Below are 14,081 nucleotides of genomic sequence, written 5' to 3'. Positions count from 1 at the left end.
CCTTTCCTTCTACGATGTGCGATATACCTCTGGTTTGGTTAAGCTCAATGGAGAAAACCTCCAGAACGTCTTGCTATGGCTGTCGCTGACCGATTGGAAACTGCTTTGCTGGTGCGTGAAACCTGGAAGCGCTTGGGGTTGACACAGGTACAGTTTGCCCAAGGTTTGGGCGTTCGACAAGCACAGCGAGGAGAGTGACGCATGAGTGCAGGCGAGAACAATACCCTCAAGTCACCCAACTTCGCATTTTTAGCCATTCACGAACCGCAGTTAGTGCGCTTGGGGACGTTGGCAGAGCAGTATTTTGCTCCTGACCCAGTAACCTGTTTGATGAAACTGCGTCAGTTTGGCGAACTGTTGGCGCAGTTGGTCGCCGCAAATGTTGGTCTTTACGATGTCGATGCCGAGGAATCACAGCTAAAGTTACTCAACCGCTTGCGGGATAGGGGCTACTTACCAGGTCGGATTAATCAACTCTTTCACGAATTGCGCCTTGCCGGAAATCAGGCGAGTCACTCCCTCTCTGGCGACCATCGTGCAGCCTTGAGTAACCTGAAGTTTGCCCGTGAACTAGGTATCTGGTTTCACAAGAGTTTTGGTCGGGATAGTCAGTTTAAAGCGGGAGCGTTTATTCCACCACCTGACCCGGTGAGGGAAACTCAGGCACTTAGGCAGGAGTTGGAACGGCTGCGACAGGAAGCCAATGAAAGCCGTTCAGCAGTAGAAATGGCTTTGGCGAAAGCAGCGGAGGAAGCGGAACTCAGGCAGTTAGCCGAACAGTTGCTCCAAGAAGCCGAGGCGGAAGCGAAAGCCGCGTTAAAGCGCTTGACAAATCTGCAAAAACGTGCAATAGAACAGTCAACGGATGTTCTGCAACAAACCATTCGTCAAGCACAGCAGGCGGAGAAAGAAGTCGTTTTAGATGAGGCGGAGACGCGCCGCTTGATTGATGCTCAGTTGAGGGCGGCAGGTTGGGAGGTAGACTCGGAGCAGCTTACCTATGCTAACGGGACTCGTCCCGGCAAAGGGAGGAATTTGGCGATCGCAGAATATCCCACAGCCGATGGACGCGCTGATTATGCGTTGTTTGTGGGGTTGCAAGTTGTGGCGGTGGTGGAAGCCAAGCGCAGGAGTACCGATGTGTCGGGGGCAATTGACCAGGCGAAGCGCTACAGTCGGGGCTATCAAATTAAGGGAGATGAAACTTTACCGAGTGGCAGTCCTTGGGGTGAATTCAAAGTGCCGTTTGTCTTTGCGACGAATGGCAGAGAGTTTTTAGACCAACTGCGGACGAAAAGCGGGATTTGGTTTTGTGACTTGCGCCGTCGGGAGAATTTGCGCCGTCCCCTAGTCAGTTGGTACTCTCCTCAAGGTTTAGTCGATAGGTTGAGTCAGGATGTGGAGGAAGCACATCGGAAGTTGGCTCAAGAAGAGTTTAACTATAACTTCACGCTGAGGGAGTATCAGAAAAAGGCAATTCAGAAGGTTGAGACAGCACTTGGCGAGGATAGGCGGCAACTCCTGGTAGCGATGGCGACGGGGACGGGGAAGACTAAAACCTGTATTGCCCTAGTTTATCGGCTGTTGAAGACTAAGCGGTTTCGTCGGGTACTGTTTTTGGTAGACCGCACGGCACTGGGGGAACAGGCGGCGAATGCGTTTAAAGATACACGCATGGAGAGTCTTCAGACGTTTTCCGATATTTTTGAGATTAAGGAATTGGGAGAGCGGGACATTGACAGCGATACTAAAGTTCATATCGCTACCGTGCAAAGCTTTGTCAAACGCCTGCTTTACCCCTCGGATGAAACGACTATTCCTACCGTTGACCAGTATGACTGCATTGTGGTGGATGAGTGCCATCGCGGGTATTTGCTTGACCAGGAGTTGAGTGAGACGGAATTAACGTTCCGGGACTTCAATGACTACATCTCTAAGTATCGGCGGGTATTGGATTACTTCGATGCGGTGAAAATTGGGCTGACGGCAACTCCAGCGCTGCACACAACGCAAATCTTTGGGGAACCTGTTTATACCTACAGTTATCGGGAAGCGGTGATTGATGGTTGGTTGATTGACCACGAACCGCCATATCGGATTCGCACTGCCCTTTCTGAAGATGGTATCGTCTGGAACCCAGGCGACCAGATGGAGTTTTTTGACCCCAAAACAGGGCAGTTGGATTTGGTTCACGCGCCAGATACGGTTCGCATTGATGTTGAGCAGTTTAATCGACGGGTGGTAACGCAAGAGTTTAATCGGGTGGTTTGCGAGGCATTAGCCAAAGACATTGACCCAGCGTTACCGGGAAAAACCCTAATTTTCTGCGTTAATACCGATCATGCCGATATTGTAGTTGACCAACTGAAAATTGCTCTGGAAAACGAGTATGGCAGCGTCGAGGATGACGCGGTGCTGAAGATTACGGGGAATGCTGATAAACCGTTGCAGTTGATTCGCCGCTTTAAAAATGAGGTCAATCCTAAGATTGCGGTGACGGTAGATTTGTTGACGACGGGGATTGATGTTCCGGAAATTTGCAATCTGGTGTTTATTCGGCGGGTGAATTCTCGGATACTTTATGAACAGATGTTGGGACGGGCGACTCGACTGTGTGATGAGATTGGGAAACAGGCGTTTCGGGTGTTTGATGCGGTAGATATCTATACCGCCATCTCTAAGGTGTCCGAGATGAAGCCTGTGGTCAATAAGCCTGATTTTTCGTTGACGCAGTTGGTGGATGAACTGGGGACGGTGCAAGATTCGGCGGCGATCGCAAGTATTATTGATGAGCTATTGGCGAAGTTGCAGCGGAAAAAGCGATCGCTCTCTGACGACAGCAAGGAGGCGATTGAAACGCTGGCGGGAATGCCTGTTGAGGGCATGGTAAGTCATTTGCGCGAATCTAGCCCCAGTGAGGCGGCGCAGTGGTTGCGGGAGAGGAAAGAAATTGCCCAAATGTTAGACCGACGAGATGGCGGGATGCAAGCGGTTCTCATTTCTCGCCATCAGGATGTGTTGAGAAGGGTGGAACGAGGGTATGGGGATGCCGAACGACCACAGGACTATTTGGACAGCTTTAGTGCCTTTTTGCAGGAGAATTTGAATAAAATCCCGGCGCTGTTAGTGGTAACTCAGCGTCCGCGTGACTTGACGAGGGCGCAACTCAAGGAACTGCGTCTGTTGTTGGATGCGGCGGGGTTCTCGGAAACTAACCTGCAAGTGGCGTGGCGGGAGATGACGAATGAGGATATTGCCGCGTCGATTATCGGGTTTATCCGGCAGGCGGCGTTGGGGGATGCGTTGGTGCCTTATGGCGATCGCGTGGATAAGGCGATGAAGAAAATCCTGGCGAGTCGTAATTGGACAGCACCGCAGCGCAAGTGGTTGGAGCGAATTGGTCAGCAGTTGAAAACAGAGGTTATTGTAGACCGGGAGGCTTTCGAGCGGGGAGCGTTTAAGGCGCAAGGTGGCGGATTTGAGCGTCTTAATCGAACGTTTGAGGGGCGATTGGAAGAGATTCTGGTCGATATTAACGAAGCCCTTTGGCAGGAAGCGAGTTAATCCTGATACAAGATTAAAAGTTTGGCTGTTAACGCACATTCGCGATCGCTCTGACACAATATCAGTTAGTGTTCCATCTACAAAACGAACCCTTTGTCAATATGCCCAATGAATCTGATGAGTTTGATGAATTACTGGAAAATCTCCGCCCCAATTTTAGGTGTTTAAAGCCACTTAAAGAACAGTTGGTAGATTCAAGCGATCCCTACCCAAACGGTGGAGAGAAGGAAGTTTCCATCTTGTTTGTAAATCTTTACGGAGTTGAGCGCTTAACTGTGCAAATGGAAGTAGAAACTCGCGTCGAGCTGTTCAACCACTATTGTGGAGTGATGGTGGAACCCATTTTCAATCATCGAGGCACATTAGACAAATACATTGACTCGACGATTATGGCAGTTTTTAATTCACCACTGCCCTTAGAAAACCATGCGCTGATGGCAATTAAAGCGGCATTGGCAATGCGAGATCGACTACCAGAAATCAACAGTTCCTGGTTCCCAGAAGAACACCATCCGCTGAGGATAGGAATCGGCATCAATACAGATCGTGTTTTCTGTGGTAATGTTGGTTCCCCTCAAGGAATGGAGTTCACTGCGGTGGGGCATGGGGTGAATGTGGCGAATCACTTGAGTCAACAAGGGCAGCAATATGGCTGCGACATTTTGATCGGTCAAAAGACGTATGAAAGTTGTGCGGAGTATGTTCAGGTCAGAGAAAGAGACTCGACCCAACTGAAACCTGAAGGAAATCCATTCAAGGTTTATGAGTTGATTGGATTGAATGCTTAATTTTTGTCGAGCCAAAATCTTGCTTTATGACCGCAACGACTGATATTGTTCAAAAACTCTGGAACCTGTGCCACGTCCTGCGGGATGATGGCATTACTTACCTGCAATACGTTACCGAACTGACTTACCTGCTGTTTCTCAAGATGGCGCAGGAGACGGGGGTGGAAGACCAATTGCCCCAAGGGATGCGCTGGGCAGATTTGACGGCGAAAGAGGGGATAGAACAATTGACATTCTACCGCTCTTTGCTGCTGGAATTGGGGTCAAAAGCTTCATCGCTACGGGTGCAGGCAATTTTTGCCAATGCTCAAACGGCGTTGAAACAACCGCGCATTTTAAGTAAGCTGGTCGAAAGTATTGATAAGTTGGACTGGTACTCTGCCAAGGAGGAAGGGTTAGGCGACCTCTATGAGGGGCTATTAGAAAAGAATGCCAGTGAGAAGAAGTCCGGGGCAGGGCAGTATTTTACGCCGCGTCCGCTGATTGACTGCATGGTGTCCTTGATTAAACCGCAAGCAGGGGAACTCATTCAAGACCCAGCAGCGGGAACGGGAGGGTTTTTGATTGCCGCTGACCGCTATATTAAACAGCGCACCGATGACTTGTTTACCCTCTCGGAAGCTGACCAGGTGTTTCAACGGCAGCAGGCGTTTTATGGGATGGAGTTGGTGCAGGATGCCCACCGATTGTTGTTGATGAATATGATGCTGCACGGGATTGAGGGGGAGGTGACGTTGGGGGATACTCTCTCTCCGGATGGGCAGCGGTTGGCGAAGGCAAAGGTGATTTTGACCAATCCGCCTTTTGGTACGAAGAAAGGGGGTGGGAGTCCGACGCGGGATGATTTTACGTTTCCCACCTCGAACAAGCAGTTGGTGTTTTTGCAGCACGTTTATCGCAGTCTGCTACCGGAAGGACGGGCGGCGGTGGTGTTACCGGATAATGTGTTGTTTGAAGATGGGCAGGGGCGCAATATCCGCGCTGACTTGATGGATAAGTGCAACCTGCATACGATTTTGCGGCTACCTACCGGGATTTTCTACGCCCAAGGGGTCAAGACGAATGTGCTGTTTTTCCAGCGGGGGACGACGGAGAAGGGGAATACTAAGGAAGTGTGGGTGTATGACCTGCGGACGAATATGCCCAGTTTCGGGAAGCGGATACCCCTGATGCGGGGGCATTTTAAAGAGTTTGAATTGGCGTATGGGGATGATCCGAATGGGAAGAGTCCGCGTACAGATGAAGGGGAAACGGGACGCTGGCGCTGTTTTACCCGTGAGGAGATTACGAAGCGGGGGAATAATCTCGATATTTCTTGGTTAAGGGATGAGAGTTTGCAATCTGGGGAGGATTTACCGGAACCGGAGGAAATTGCGGCACAGATTATGGTGCGGTTGCAGACGGCGATGGAGGAGATGGAAGCGCTGACGGCACTGCTGGACGATGAGGAAGAGACTGAAACCGCGCTTCTAGAATAGGAAGACGATTAACAAGACTAAAGAGTAAGCATCAATGAATGTGTCATTAACTCCAGAAATTGAACAGTTTATTCAAAGTCAGGTAGAGAGTGAGGAAGCAGCTTGATAGAAGATACCAACAGCTTACCTAAACTACCAGAAGGATGGATATGGGTAACTTTTCCAGAATTAGCAGAGGCACAGCCACACGCTCTCAAGGCTGGGCCATTTGGCTCTGCTCTTAAAAAAGAGTTCTATGTGCCGCATGGATATAAAATTTATGGACAAGAACAAGTTATTGCTGAAAACCCATTTTATGGAAATTATTACATAGATAAAGAACGATACGAAAGTCTTAAGTCATGTGCTGTAAAATCGGGTGATATTCTTATAAGTTTGGTTGGTACTATTGGGAAAGTTTTAGTTCTTCCAGAAGGAATTGAACCAGGAATTATAAATCCGCGTCTCGTCAAACTAAGCTTAGAAAAAAGACTAATCATAGTTGAGTACTCTAAAAAATATCTTGAATCTTCTATTGTACGTCACTATTTTTCTATGCTGTCCCACGGCGGGACAATGGACATATTAAACCTATCTATCTTAAAAACTCTACCAATTCCTCTCCCACCCCTCAACGAACAACGCCGCATAGTTGCCAAGATTGAGGCGTTGAAGGCTCGGAGCCAGCGGGTGAAGGAGGAACTTGAGGCGATCGCCCCCCTCTTAGACCAGTTCCGTCAATCAGTCCTCGCCGCTGCTTTCCGTGGCGACCTCACCGCTGATTGGCGAGAGAAAAACCCTGATGTTGAACCTGCTTCAGTTCTGTTAGAACACATTCGTGCTGAACGCCGCCGCCGTTGGGAAGAAGCGGAACTGGAGAAGATAAAGGCTCAGGGGAAAACGCCGAAGGATGATAAGTGGAAGGAGAAGTATAAGGAACCTGAATCAGTTGATGATTCTCACTTGCCAGAATTACCAGATAAATGGTGTTGGGCAACCCTTGACCAACTTTTATTTTCTCTCCGCAATGGTCTATCGAAGCGACCTGAAGACCAACCTCCTGGTATTCCAATCCTTCGGATTTCAGCCGTTCGCTCAATGGAGGTAAACACGAGTGATATTCGGTTTTACCCCATAGATGCCGCCGAAGATATTAGCTCTTACTTGCTAGAATCAGGCGATTTACTTTTTACACGATATAACGGTAGCCGTTCTTTTGTTGGTGTCTGTGGTCTCCTGCCTAATCTAACTGATGATTTGCTATACCCTGATAAGTTAATTCGTGGACAGGTAGTAGATAAGCTGCTTTGTCTCTCTAAGTATTTAGAATTAGCGTGTAATTTCGGAGTCTCACGTTCACACATTGACAGCCACATCAAAACTTCGGCGGGGCAGCAAGGAATTGCGGGAAGCGACTTAAAATCTACACCTATTCCTTTACCTCCTGTTGCTGAACAATACAAGATTGTACAAGCAGTTAATCAACAGTTCTCGGCAACACAAAGCTTAGCAGCTATGGCAGACGAAAGTGCTAAGAATCTCCAACTTCTAGATCAATCCATCCTTGCCAAAGCCTTCCGAGGCGAACTGGTTCCCCAAGACCCCAACGACGAACCCGCCTCTGTCCTTCTAGAACGCATCCGCGCCGAACGGGAGAAGCTGGATACAAAGAAAAAGGCAAAGGGTAAAAGTGAAAAGAAAAGCCGCAAGGCAAAACCTGAAGCCGCAGAACCGGAACAATTGAGCTTACCGGGATTCGAGTAACCCTGTAGCTCGCGTCAAAGCCGTCATCAGTCAGAACAAACACTGCGTCAGAACCTAATGCTATTCAAAACCTTGAGAAAAGGGGTATTGACTCGGTTCATCGTCGGTGCAGCCGCGATGGGAGCAAGCGATCGCCTTTGCCCTGCTTTGACTGCACAGATTGCTTGTTTTGTCAACCGTGCCGGGGCTTCTCCCTGTTCGGTTCTGGGATAGGGTGAAGCGGGTTGTGAGTGATTGGTGCGATCGTAAGCGCTCAGCAAAAGTAACAGACAGATTCCTGTTGCTTGTCGTTGTGGCTGTATCCGACCTGCACCAACAAATGCCTGTAGGCACTCAAACAGACAACAAGGATAATTTATCCGTGTTTTGCCAACAATTTTGTCAAATTGACAAGACTTTTTCTTGAACTCTTGACCTGCACGAAAGATGGGGAGTATATAGGCAAAAACTTTCATAACTTAAAATAAGTTTCCTCTACCTAGAACACCTTTTATTAAGGAATATTACAATTACTTTTACAAATCGAGATAACTATGATCAGTTGAAGATTAGCAAGCTAGCTCCTCACTCGCTGATCGGGCTGAGGTGAGACTTGGTTAATGACCTATGGTTTTTATAGGGGAGACGGTTTGCAATTTTGTGCCAACTTATGCCTAGGATTTATCCTTTTGCTCAACTTATGGTTGTTAAATGGAGATCGGCTATGTTTTCCTGAACAAGAAAATGTCTATTACAGCGGCTCTTTTGCTCAACTTATGGTTTTAATTATGCTCAACTTATGATTGTAGTGACAACTTTACCAACATGCCCTAACTTGCCTTGAAGAAGTAAATGGTGAAATCCTAGTAAATAACCTCTAAATTTTTTAATGCCATTGTTGACACAGATTAATCCTCCTTCCCTCCCCATCCGAACTGGTATTGTTGGTACTGGATATGCGGCGCAGCGACGGGCTGAAGCTTTGCAGGCTGATAAGCGATCGCATTTAGTGGCTGTCAGTGGTCATACCCCCGAAAAAACCCAAGAATTTGCGAAAAACTACAACATCTCAGTGGTCGATGCCTGGACAGACTTAGTGCAGCATCCTGAGGTGGACTTAATCGTGATTTGTACGATTAATCTCGATCATGGGATGATTGTCCGGGCTGCCCTCAACGCCGGAAAGCATGTTCTTGTCGAATATCCCCTCTCCCTCGACCCCAAAGAAGCAGAATCGCTGATTGCCCTTGCACAAGCCAAAGACAAACTCCTGCATGTCGAACATATTGAAATCCTAGGCGGTATGCATGAAGCGCTGCGGCAGTTCTTGCCCCAAATTGGTAATCCCTTTTATGCTCGTTATGTCACCCTCTCCCCGGCTCATCCTGCACCCCAGCGCTGGACATACCATCCAGAACTCTTTGGCTTTCCCCTCAGTGCTGCACTCTCCCGGATTCATCGCTTCACAGACTTATTTGGCAAGGTAGCGTCTGTTAGTTGTCAATCGCGGTTTTGGTACACAGATGAATATTTCACAGCTTGTTTATGTACAGCCCAACTGTGCTTTGCCAGCGAATTAATTGCCGAAGTGACCTATGGAAAAGGAGAAACTTTCTGGCATACACAACGTAACTTTGAAGTTCATGGAGACCAAGGAACGCTACTGTTTGAGGGCGATCGGGGAATGCTGATTCGGGGGGAAGAAAAGACACCCATTGAAGTGGCTGGGCGTCGCGGTTTATTTGCCAAAGACACCAGTATGGTATTAGATTACTTGCTCGAAGGAAAACCTTTATACGTGTCTCCATCCGCGAGTTGTTATGCCCTCAAAGTTGCAGATGCTGCGCGTCAATCCGCAGAAATGGGGGAGGCAATCATTCTTGGGGGTTAGCTGGAGCGAATAAGCCTCTATCATACCCATTGCGGAGCTACCCAACTGATTTTTTCTATTCGCCAAGTCTCCATTTATCACGAAAACACTTGTAAAAGGGTAAATTTTTCAAGCCTACGGGGCATCTGTATCAATGTCTGAGGTCGTTTTAATAGCTTGCTCCTCCGCTGATTTTTAACCAACGACATTCAAGCAAGGGCAATATGGATATACGTGCCATAGACAATTGAAATATGCCCAAACATCTATCTGAAGACCACATCGAATACCCCTGGATTTATCGATATATAGCCGCCATTTTCTTAAGTGGTCAAGTTGTATTGCGTTTGCTTCAAGGAAAATTTTCCTCTCGAAACTTGCTAGAACAGATGGCAACGGTTGGTGTCGGTTCCCTGAATCCGGTTATACTAGTCGCCGTTTTTGCTGGAATGATTTTTACTATTCAAACCGCAAGAGAATTAAGTCGATTTGGAGCCGTCAATTTTGTGGGTGGAGCTTTTTCATTAGCCTTCTGCCGTGAGTTAGCTCCTATTTTAACGGCGAGTATTGTGGCGGGACAGGTGGGTTCGGCTTATGCGGCAGAGATTGGTGCGATGCAAATATCAGAACAAATTGATGCTCTATATATGTTGAAAACTGACCCGATTAATTATTTAGTAATTCCTCGTGTGGTTGCCTGCTTTTTAATGTTACCTATCTTAACCATTCTGGCACTGATCATGGGAATTGCTGGGGGGGTATTTGTGGGAATGAATTTTTATAATGTGCCGCCTGATGTATTTTTAAATTCAGTTCATGAGCTTCTAGAAGTGCGAGATTTACTGAATGTAGTGTTGAAATCTTTGATTTTTGGAGTACTCATTGCCATTATTGGCTGTAGTTGGGGATTAACGACGAAGGGAGGCGCTAAAGGTGTGGGACAAGCTGCAACATCTGCTGTGGTTACATCGTGGATTTCGATTTTTATGTTTGATTTTTTGATTTCTCTCGCTATATTTAATGGTAATGGAATTAACTTTACAATTCCTTAAGATAGAAAAATAGCGCAGAGAGTATTTATTAAGCTGAACAGTATGCCAAAGTTACAGCTCTCGCTCAACCATCAATACCTTTACCTTCAACAAATCTTACAGAGATTATTGCCCCAAGTCAAACTGCAATTCCACTCTTTCCGGGCCATTTAATGGCTGATTAGTAAGCGGTTGATTTTGTTGCCAAGGAACAGGACTAACGGAGGGGTAAATTGGTCTATTGCCAACTAATTGAACGTCTTCAGTGATTTGCCATACAGTTCCATTGCGAACAATAAAGTTGTTATTATTTCCCACAGGACTCAATGGAGTAGTTGAAGAACTATCTAAAAAAAAGTTGTTGAAGTCATCACCTAATGTTCTGCTTCTAATCCCGTCCAGGGACTCGCTGGATACGGTAACTTCGGCGGGATCTGGATTTGAGACAAAGGCTGACTGTGCATGAACTGAGTTAGCTAACCCTGTACTCACTGCCAAAATTCCTAAGACTGTAAAAAATCTGTGCTTCATGGATTTTCTCCTAAGTAGACTTCTTTACCTTGTATGGTTGTAAAATTAGGTAAGATTTACCTCTATCTAAGGAAGATATAATAAACAATTTACTATCTTCTATTCGATAGATTTTCAGGCTTTAAAGGAGCGAGGAGCGAGGGAAAAAGTCTGCTATCTTTGAACGCAAGATGTGAGTATAACAATTAGGATGCGGGGCTTCTGGCGAAAAAAGCTAAAATTGCTAGGCAAAGAGGAGGAGTGCATGAAGGCGCAAGTATTCCGAGGCGTTAATCAACTAAGTTACGAAGAGGTGCCCGTTCCCGAACTTCACGCCGATGAGGTGTTGGTGCAGGTGCGAGTGGTGGGGCTTTGCCAGTCAGATATCAAAAAAATTCGTTATCCCTTGTATGATCCTCCGCGCATCTACGGACATGAAACAGCGGGTGTGATTGCTGCCGTTGGAAAAGAGGTGACAGGTTGGCAGGTGGGGCAACGGGTTGTGGTTATGCACCATATCCCTTGTATGCGCTGCGGCTACTGCCTCAATGACAATTTCTCGATGTGCGACGTTTATAAAAATATCTCCACAACAGCAGGCTTTGTGCCTAGCGGGGGTGGCTTTGCTGACTATGTCAAAGTTCCGGGGCATATTGTCCGCAATGGGGGGTTAATTCCAATCCCAGAGGGGGTTAGTTTTGAACAAGCGAGTTTTGTCGAACCTACGAATTGCTGCCTCAAGGCGGTGAAAAAAGCCCAAGTAACTCCCGGTCAAACCATTTTGGTCACCGGGGCGGGTCCAATTGGGCTAATGTTTATTATGCTGGTGAAGTACTTTGGGGCAAAAGCGATCGCCACTGATTTGATCCCTGCCCGAATTGAGAAAGCTAAGCAGGTGGGGGCTGAGGCGGCTTTTGATGCCCGTGATCCCGACTTACAAGCTAAAATTTTTGCTCTCACCGAGGGGATGGGTGTGGATACAACCCTACTTGCCGTTCCCAGTGAGAAAGCCTTTTTCCAAGCCTTAGACTGTACTCGCAAAGGCGGCAAAATTGTATTTTTTGCTGAATTTCCCGACGAGGTGGAAATTCCGATTAATCCTAATATCCTCTACCGTCGGGAAATCGATCTGATGGGGAGTTATAGTTCTTCTTATCGCATTCAGTCTTTAGCAACAGATATTGTCTTCAATCGACGCATTGATGTGGATGCCCTGATTAGCGATCGCTACCCCCTGCAACATTTAGCCGATGCGGTAGAACGTGCGATCGCCCCAACACCGGATACTTACAAAATCCTGATTTATCCCCAGTTCAAGTAGCGCCGATTCAGTTATCCTTGATGCGTTACGAAGAAAGCTAACGCATCCTATAAACCTTTCACCCTATTGGCTCAAATAACGTCGCATCAACGCCTCTATTTCATCAACATTGTAAGGCTTGGTCACGTATTCATCGCAGCCAGCTGATAAAATCCGCTCTCGGTCTTGTGCTCGTGCCATCGCTGTCACAGCAATCACCGGAATTTTAGCATTCACAGGATTCTGCCTGATGCGAGATAACACTTCCAATCCGTCTAAATCCGGTAGCATCATATCCAGTAAGATCAGGGCAGGTTGATGATTTTCCATTAAATCCAACGCCGTCTTACCATCTATCGCAGTAATAATTTGGCAATCGAGTTGCTCGACCAAGAACGCGAGCAACGATAAATTATCTTCATTATCATCGACCACTAACACTAATGGCTGTGGGGCAACGGCCTGATTATCGCTGCCAAGAGAACATTCCATATCAACTTTCATAATCATGTTCTGCTCTTAGGAAGTTGACTCTTCCTGATACAACTCTCAGCAGCAAAGTGGACAAGGCAATCGCTAGCGGATTGATAGCGCTTAGTACAGACTGGCTTGGATTAAATCGGTGCTGATTTTTCATGATAAGAGATGCTTTATTGAGGTTTGTCAATATAACACCTATTCTGTAGCCCTATTCTAGGAGTAAATCCCCCTATATAAAAATTAAAACTCAATTTTCCGAAATATTTCGCTTTTTTAGTCCATCCATCAACGCCCTTGCTCCGCTGGTGTGTACTATAAAGGCAGTGGTCGTCTTAATCTCATAAATCCAGGAAAATGTCAAGATTTTAGACTGGCTAAGACAAGATCACCAAAATTGTTGAATAATCTTTAAAATATGCCTTTAGATCCTTTTATTCTTCACCAAAATCCCCTTATGACACAGGAGTCCTCCAAGCCTACCCGAGGGCAGTTAGAACGTCTGCTTTCACAGCGACTCCAGGCTTTGTATCGCGACCAGTTAGGGCATCAGCCCGGGAAAGTGACTTGTCAAATCTTTGATGAAAAGGTGGCCTTGGTTATTGAAGACTCGATTACTCCACCTGAACAACTCCTAGCGGATAGGGGTCAATCTGACTTAGCTCAAAAAGTTCGTTCAGAATTGGATGAGGCCATCAAACCCGGACTAAAAGCCTTGATTGAGGAAGTACTCAGTGTCTGTGTCCTTGACCTTCTCAGCGATGCTACCTTAGAAACTGGTCGCACTGGCATCATTGCTGTTTTAGAGGTTACACCCGAAGTTCGCAATCCGGAAGCTGTCCCCAAGATCAAGAAATAGACACGGGCAACGGGAGATAATGCCGGACTAATGCTTCAATCTCTTCGATCATATAGGGCTTGCTGATGTAGTCATTGAACCCTGCAACCAGAAGGCGTTCTCGGTCTTCAATTCTGGCTAAGGCGGTGACAGCAATGACCGGAACCGTCCTCATCTTTACGTCTTTCTTGAGTTGAATGACTACCTCCATACCATTCATGTAAGGCATGAGAATATCCAGCAAAATTAAATTCGGTTGATAAGCTTGGGCTTTGCGTAGAGCCGTTAGACCATCAGACGCGGTGAGCAAATTGCAGCCAAAAGGTTCTAGGGCGTAAGCCAACAGCAATAAGTTGTCTTCATCATCATCGACGGCTAAAATGATCGGCTTGCTAGTGATAGAGCGTGGATTATCACTAGCACCGCCATACGTGAGTTCACAACAAGGGCAAAAGTCCAAGTCATCCATGTTGTCCTTAGGGAAGATCTACGACGGTCGTGTT

General features: G+C 46.9%; 13 protein-coding genes. 9 read left to right on the top strand and 4 right to left on the bottom strand.

The genetic code is table 11. The annotated features are described in order from the left end of the window. Positions 1–75 precede the first annotated feature (75 nt). The 5 genes from MIC7113_RS38665 to MIC7113_RS33495 all read left to right on the top strand — a co-directional run bounded on the left by MIC7113_RS38665 (position 76) and on the right by MIC7113_RS33495 (position 7,573). Positions 76–198, top strand: a complete 123-nt coding sequence (locus MIC7113_RS38665; protein ID WP_015183511.1) for a hypothetical protein — start codon at positions 76–78, stop codon at positions 196–198. 3 nt (positions 199–201) lie between these two features. Continuing rightward, complete coding sequence (gene hsdR / locus MIC7113_RS17555; protein ID WP_015183510.1) at positions 202–3,564, top strand: type I restriction-modification system endonuclease; 3,363 nt, start codon at positions 202–204, stop codon at positions 3,562–3,564. Positions 3,565–3,665: 101 nt separating this feature from the next. Continuing rightward, positions 3,666–4,352: an adenylate/guanylate cyclase domain-containing protein gene (locus MIC7113_RS17550; RefSeq protein WP_015183509.1), complete on the top strand. Its 687-nt coding sequence runs from the start codon at positions 3,666–3,668 to the stop codon at positions 4,350–4,352. Between the two features lie 26 nt (positions 4,353–4,378). Then, positions 4,379–5,830, top strand: coding sequence for a class I SAM-dependent DNA methyltransferase (locus tag MIC7113_RS17545; RefSeq protein ID WP_015183508.1), 1,452 nt, complete (start codon positions 4,379–4,381; stop codon positions 5,828–5,830). A gap of 102 nt (positions 5,831–5,932) precedes the next feature. Continuing rightward, positions 5,933–7,573, top strand: coding sequence for a restriction endonuclease subunit S (locus MIC7113_RS33495; protein WP_015183507.1), 1,641 nt, complete (start codon positions 5,933–5,935; stop codon positions 7,571–7,573). A 47-nt stretch (positions 7,574–7,620) separates the two neighbouring features. Here the strand turns inward: MIC7113_RS33495 and MIC7113_RS17535 are convergent, their stop codons facing one another. Further along, complete coding sequence (locus tag MIC7113_RS17535) at positions 7,621–8,028, bottom strand: hypothetical protein (RefSeq protein WP_015183506.1); 408 nt, start codon at positions 8,026–8,028, stop codon at positions 7,621–7,623. Between the two features lie 413 nt (positions 8,029–8,441). Between MIC7113_RS17535 and MIC7113_RS17525 the strand changes: the two genes are divergently transcribed. Then, entirely contained in the window at positions 8,442–9,443 is a 1,002-nt protein-coding gene (locus MIC7113_RS17525; RefSeq protein WP_015183504.1) for a Gfo/Idh/MocA family protein, read from the top strand. Positions 9,444–9,676: 233 nt separating this feature from the next. After that, positions 9,677–10,474 (top strand): MlaE family lipid ABC transporter permease subunit, encoded by a 798-nt coding sequence (locus MIC7113_RS17520; protein ID WP_015183503.1) that lies wholly within the window; start codon positions 9,677–9,679, stop codon positions 10,472–10,474. A gap of 105 nt (positions 10,475–10,579) precedes the next feature. Here the strand turns inward: MIC7113_RS17520 and MIC7113_RS17515 are convergent, their stop codons facing one another. Then, a complete protein-coding gene (locus tag MIC7113_RS17515) occupies positions 10,580–10,984 on the bottom strand; it encodes a hypothetical protein (protein ID WP_015183502.1) in 405 nt (134 codons plus the stop codon). A gap of 244 nt (positions 10,985–11,228) precedes the next feature. Here MIC7113_RS17515 and MIC7113_RS17510 point away from each other — a divergent pair, with 244 nt between their 5' ends. Then, positions 11,229–12,284, top strand: a complete 1,056-nt coding sequence (locus MIC7113_RS17510; RefSeq protein ID WP_015183501.1) for a zinc-dependent dehydrogenase — start codon at positions 11,229–11,231, stop codon at positions 12,282–12,284. 63 nt (positions 12,285–12,347) lie between these two features. Here MIC7113_RS17510 and MIC7113_RS17505 read toward each other — a convergent pair whose 3' ends face one another. Continuing rightward, a complete protein-coding gene (locus MIC7113_RS17505; RefSeq protein WP_015183500.1) occupies positions 12,348–12,773 on the bottom strand; it encodes a response regulator in 426 nt (141 codons plus the stop codon). 424 nt (positions 12,774–13,197) lie between these two features. On the opposite strand from MIC7113_RS17505, the gene MIC7113_RS17500 reads away from it, so the two are divergent. Next, positions 13,198–13,599 carry a DUF2294 domain-containing protein gene (locus tag MIC7113_RS17500; protein WP_041780961.1) on the top strand — a complete coding sequence of 134 codons (402 nt, stop codon included), beginning with the start codon at positions 13,198–13,200 and terminating at the stop codon, positions 13,597–13,599. Here the strand turns inward: MIC7113_RS17500 and MIC7113_RS17495 are convergent. After that, positions 13,589–14,047 carry a response regulator gene (locus tag MIC7113_RS17495; protein WP_015183498.1) on the bottom strand — a complete coding sequence of 153 codons (459 nt, stop codon included), beginning with the start codon at positions 14,045–14,047 and terminating at the stop codon, positions 13,589–13,591. The genes MIC7113_RS17500 and MIC7113_RS17495 overlap by 11 nt on opposite strands. Between the last annotated feature and the right edge of the window lie 34 nt (positions 14,048–14,081).

Source organism: Allocoleopsis franciscana PCC 7113, from assembly GCF_000317515.1.
Lineage (GTDB): Bacteria > Cyanobacteriota > Cyanobacteriia > Cyanobacteriales > Coleofasciculaceae > Allocoleopsis > Allocoleopsis franciscana.
This window is presented reverse-complemented; position numbering and strand designations above follow the sequence as displayed.

What these genes read in the sequence shown, in the direction of transcription:
- MIC7113_RS17545 (WP_015183508.1), top strand. Translation starts at nt 4,379, where the DNA reads ATGACCGCAACGACTGATATTGTTCAAAAACTCTGGAACCTGTGCCAC.
- MIC7113_RS17515 (WP_015183502.1), bottom strand. Translation starts at nt 10,984, where the DNA reads ATGAAGCACAGATTTTTTACAGTCTTAGGAATTTTGGCAGTGAGTACA.
- MIC7113_RS17500 (WP_041780961.1), top strand. Translation starts at nt 13,198, where the DNA reads ATGACACAGGAGTCCTCCAAGCCTACCCGAGGGCAGTTAGAACGTCTG.
- MIC7113_RS38665 (WP_015183511.1), top strand. Translation starts at nt 76, where the DNA reads ATGGCTGTCGCTGACCGATTGGAAACTGCTTTGCTGGTGCGTGAAACC.
- MIC7113_RS17550 (WP_015183509.1), top strand. Translation starts at nt 3,666, where the DNA reads ATGCCCAATGAATCTGATGAGTTTGATGAATTACTGGAAAATCTCCGC.
- MIC7113_RS17505 (WP_015183500.1), bottom strand. Translation starts at nt 12,773, where the DNA reads ATGATTATGAAAGTTGATATGGAATGTTCTCTTGGCAGCGATAATCAG.
- MIC7113_RS17520 (WP_015183503.1), top strand. Translation starts at nt 9,677, where the DNA reads ATGCCCAAACATCTATCTGAAGACCACATCGAATACCCCTGGATTTAT.
- hsdR (WP_015183510.1), top strand. Translation starts at nt 202, where the DNA reads ATGAGTGCAGGCGAGAACAATACCCTCAAGTCACCCAACTTCGCATTT.
- MIC7113_RS17525 (WP_015183504.1), top strand. Translation starts at nt 8,442, where the DNA reads ATGCCATTGTTGACACAGATTAATCCTCCTTCCCTCCCCATCCGAACT.
- MIC7113_RS17510 (WP_015183501.1), top strand. Translation starts at nt 11,229, where the DNA reads ATGAAGGCGCAAGTATTCCGAGGCGTTAATCAACTAAGTTACGAAGAG.
- MIC7113_RS17535 (WP_015183506.1), bottom strand. Translation starts at nt 8,028, where the DNA reads ATGAAAGTTTTTGCCTATATACTCCCCATCTTTCGTGCAGGTCAAGAG.
- MIC7113_RS17495 (WP_015183498.1), bottom strand. Translation starts at nt 14,047, where the DNA reads ATGGATGACTTGGACTTTTGCCCTTGTTGTGAACTCACGTATGGCGGT.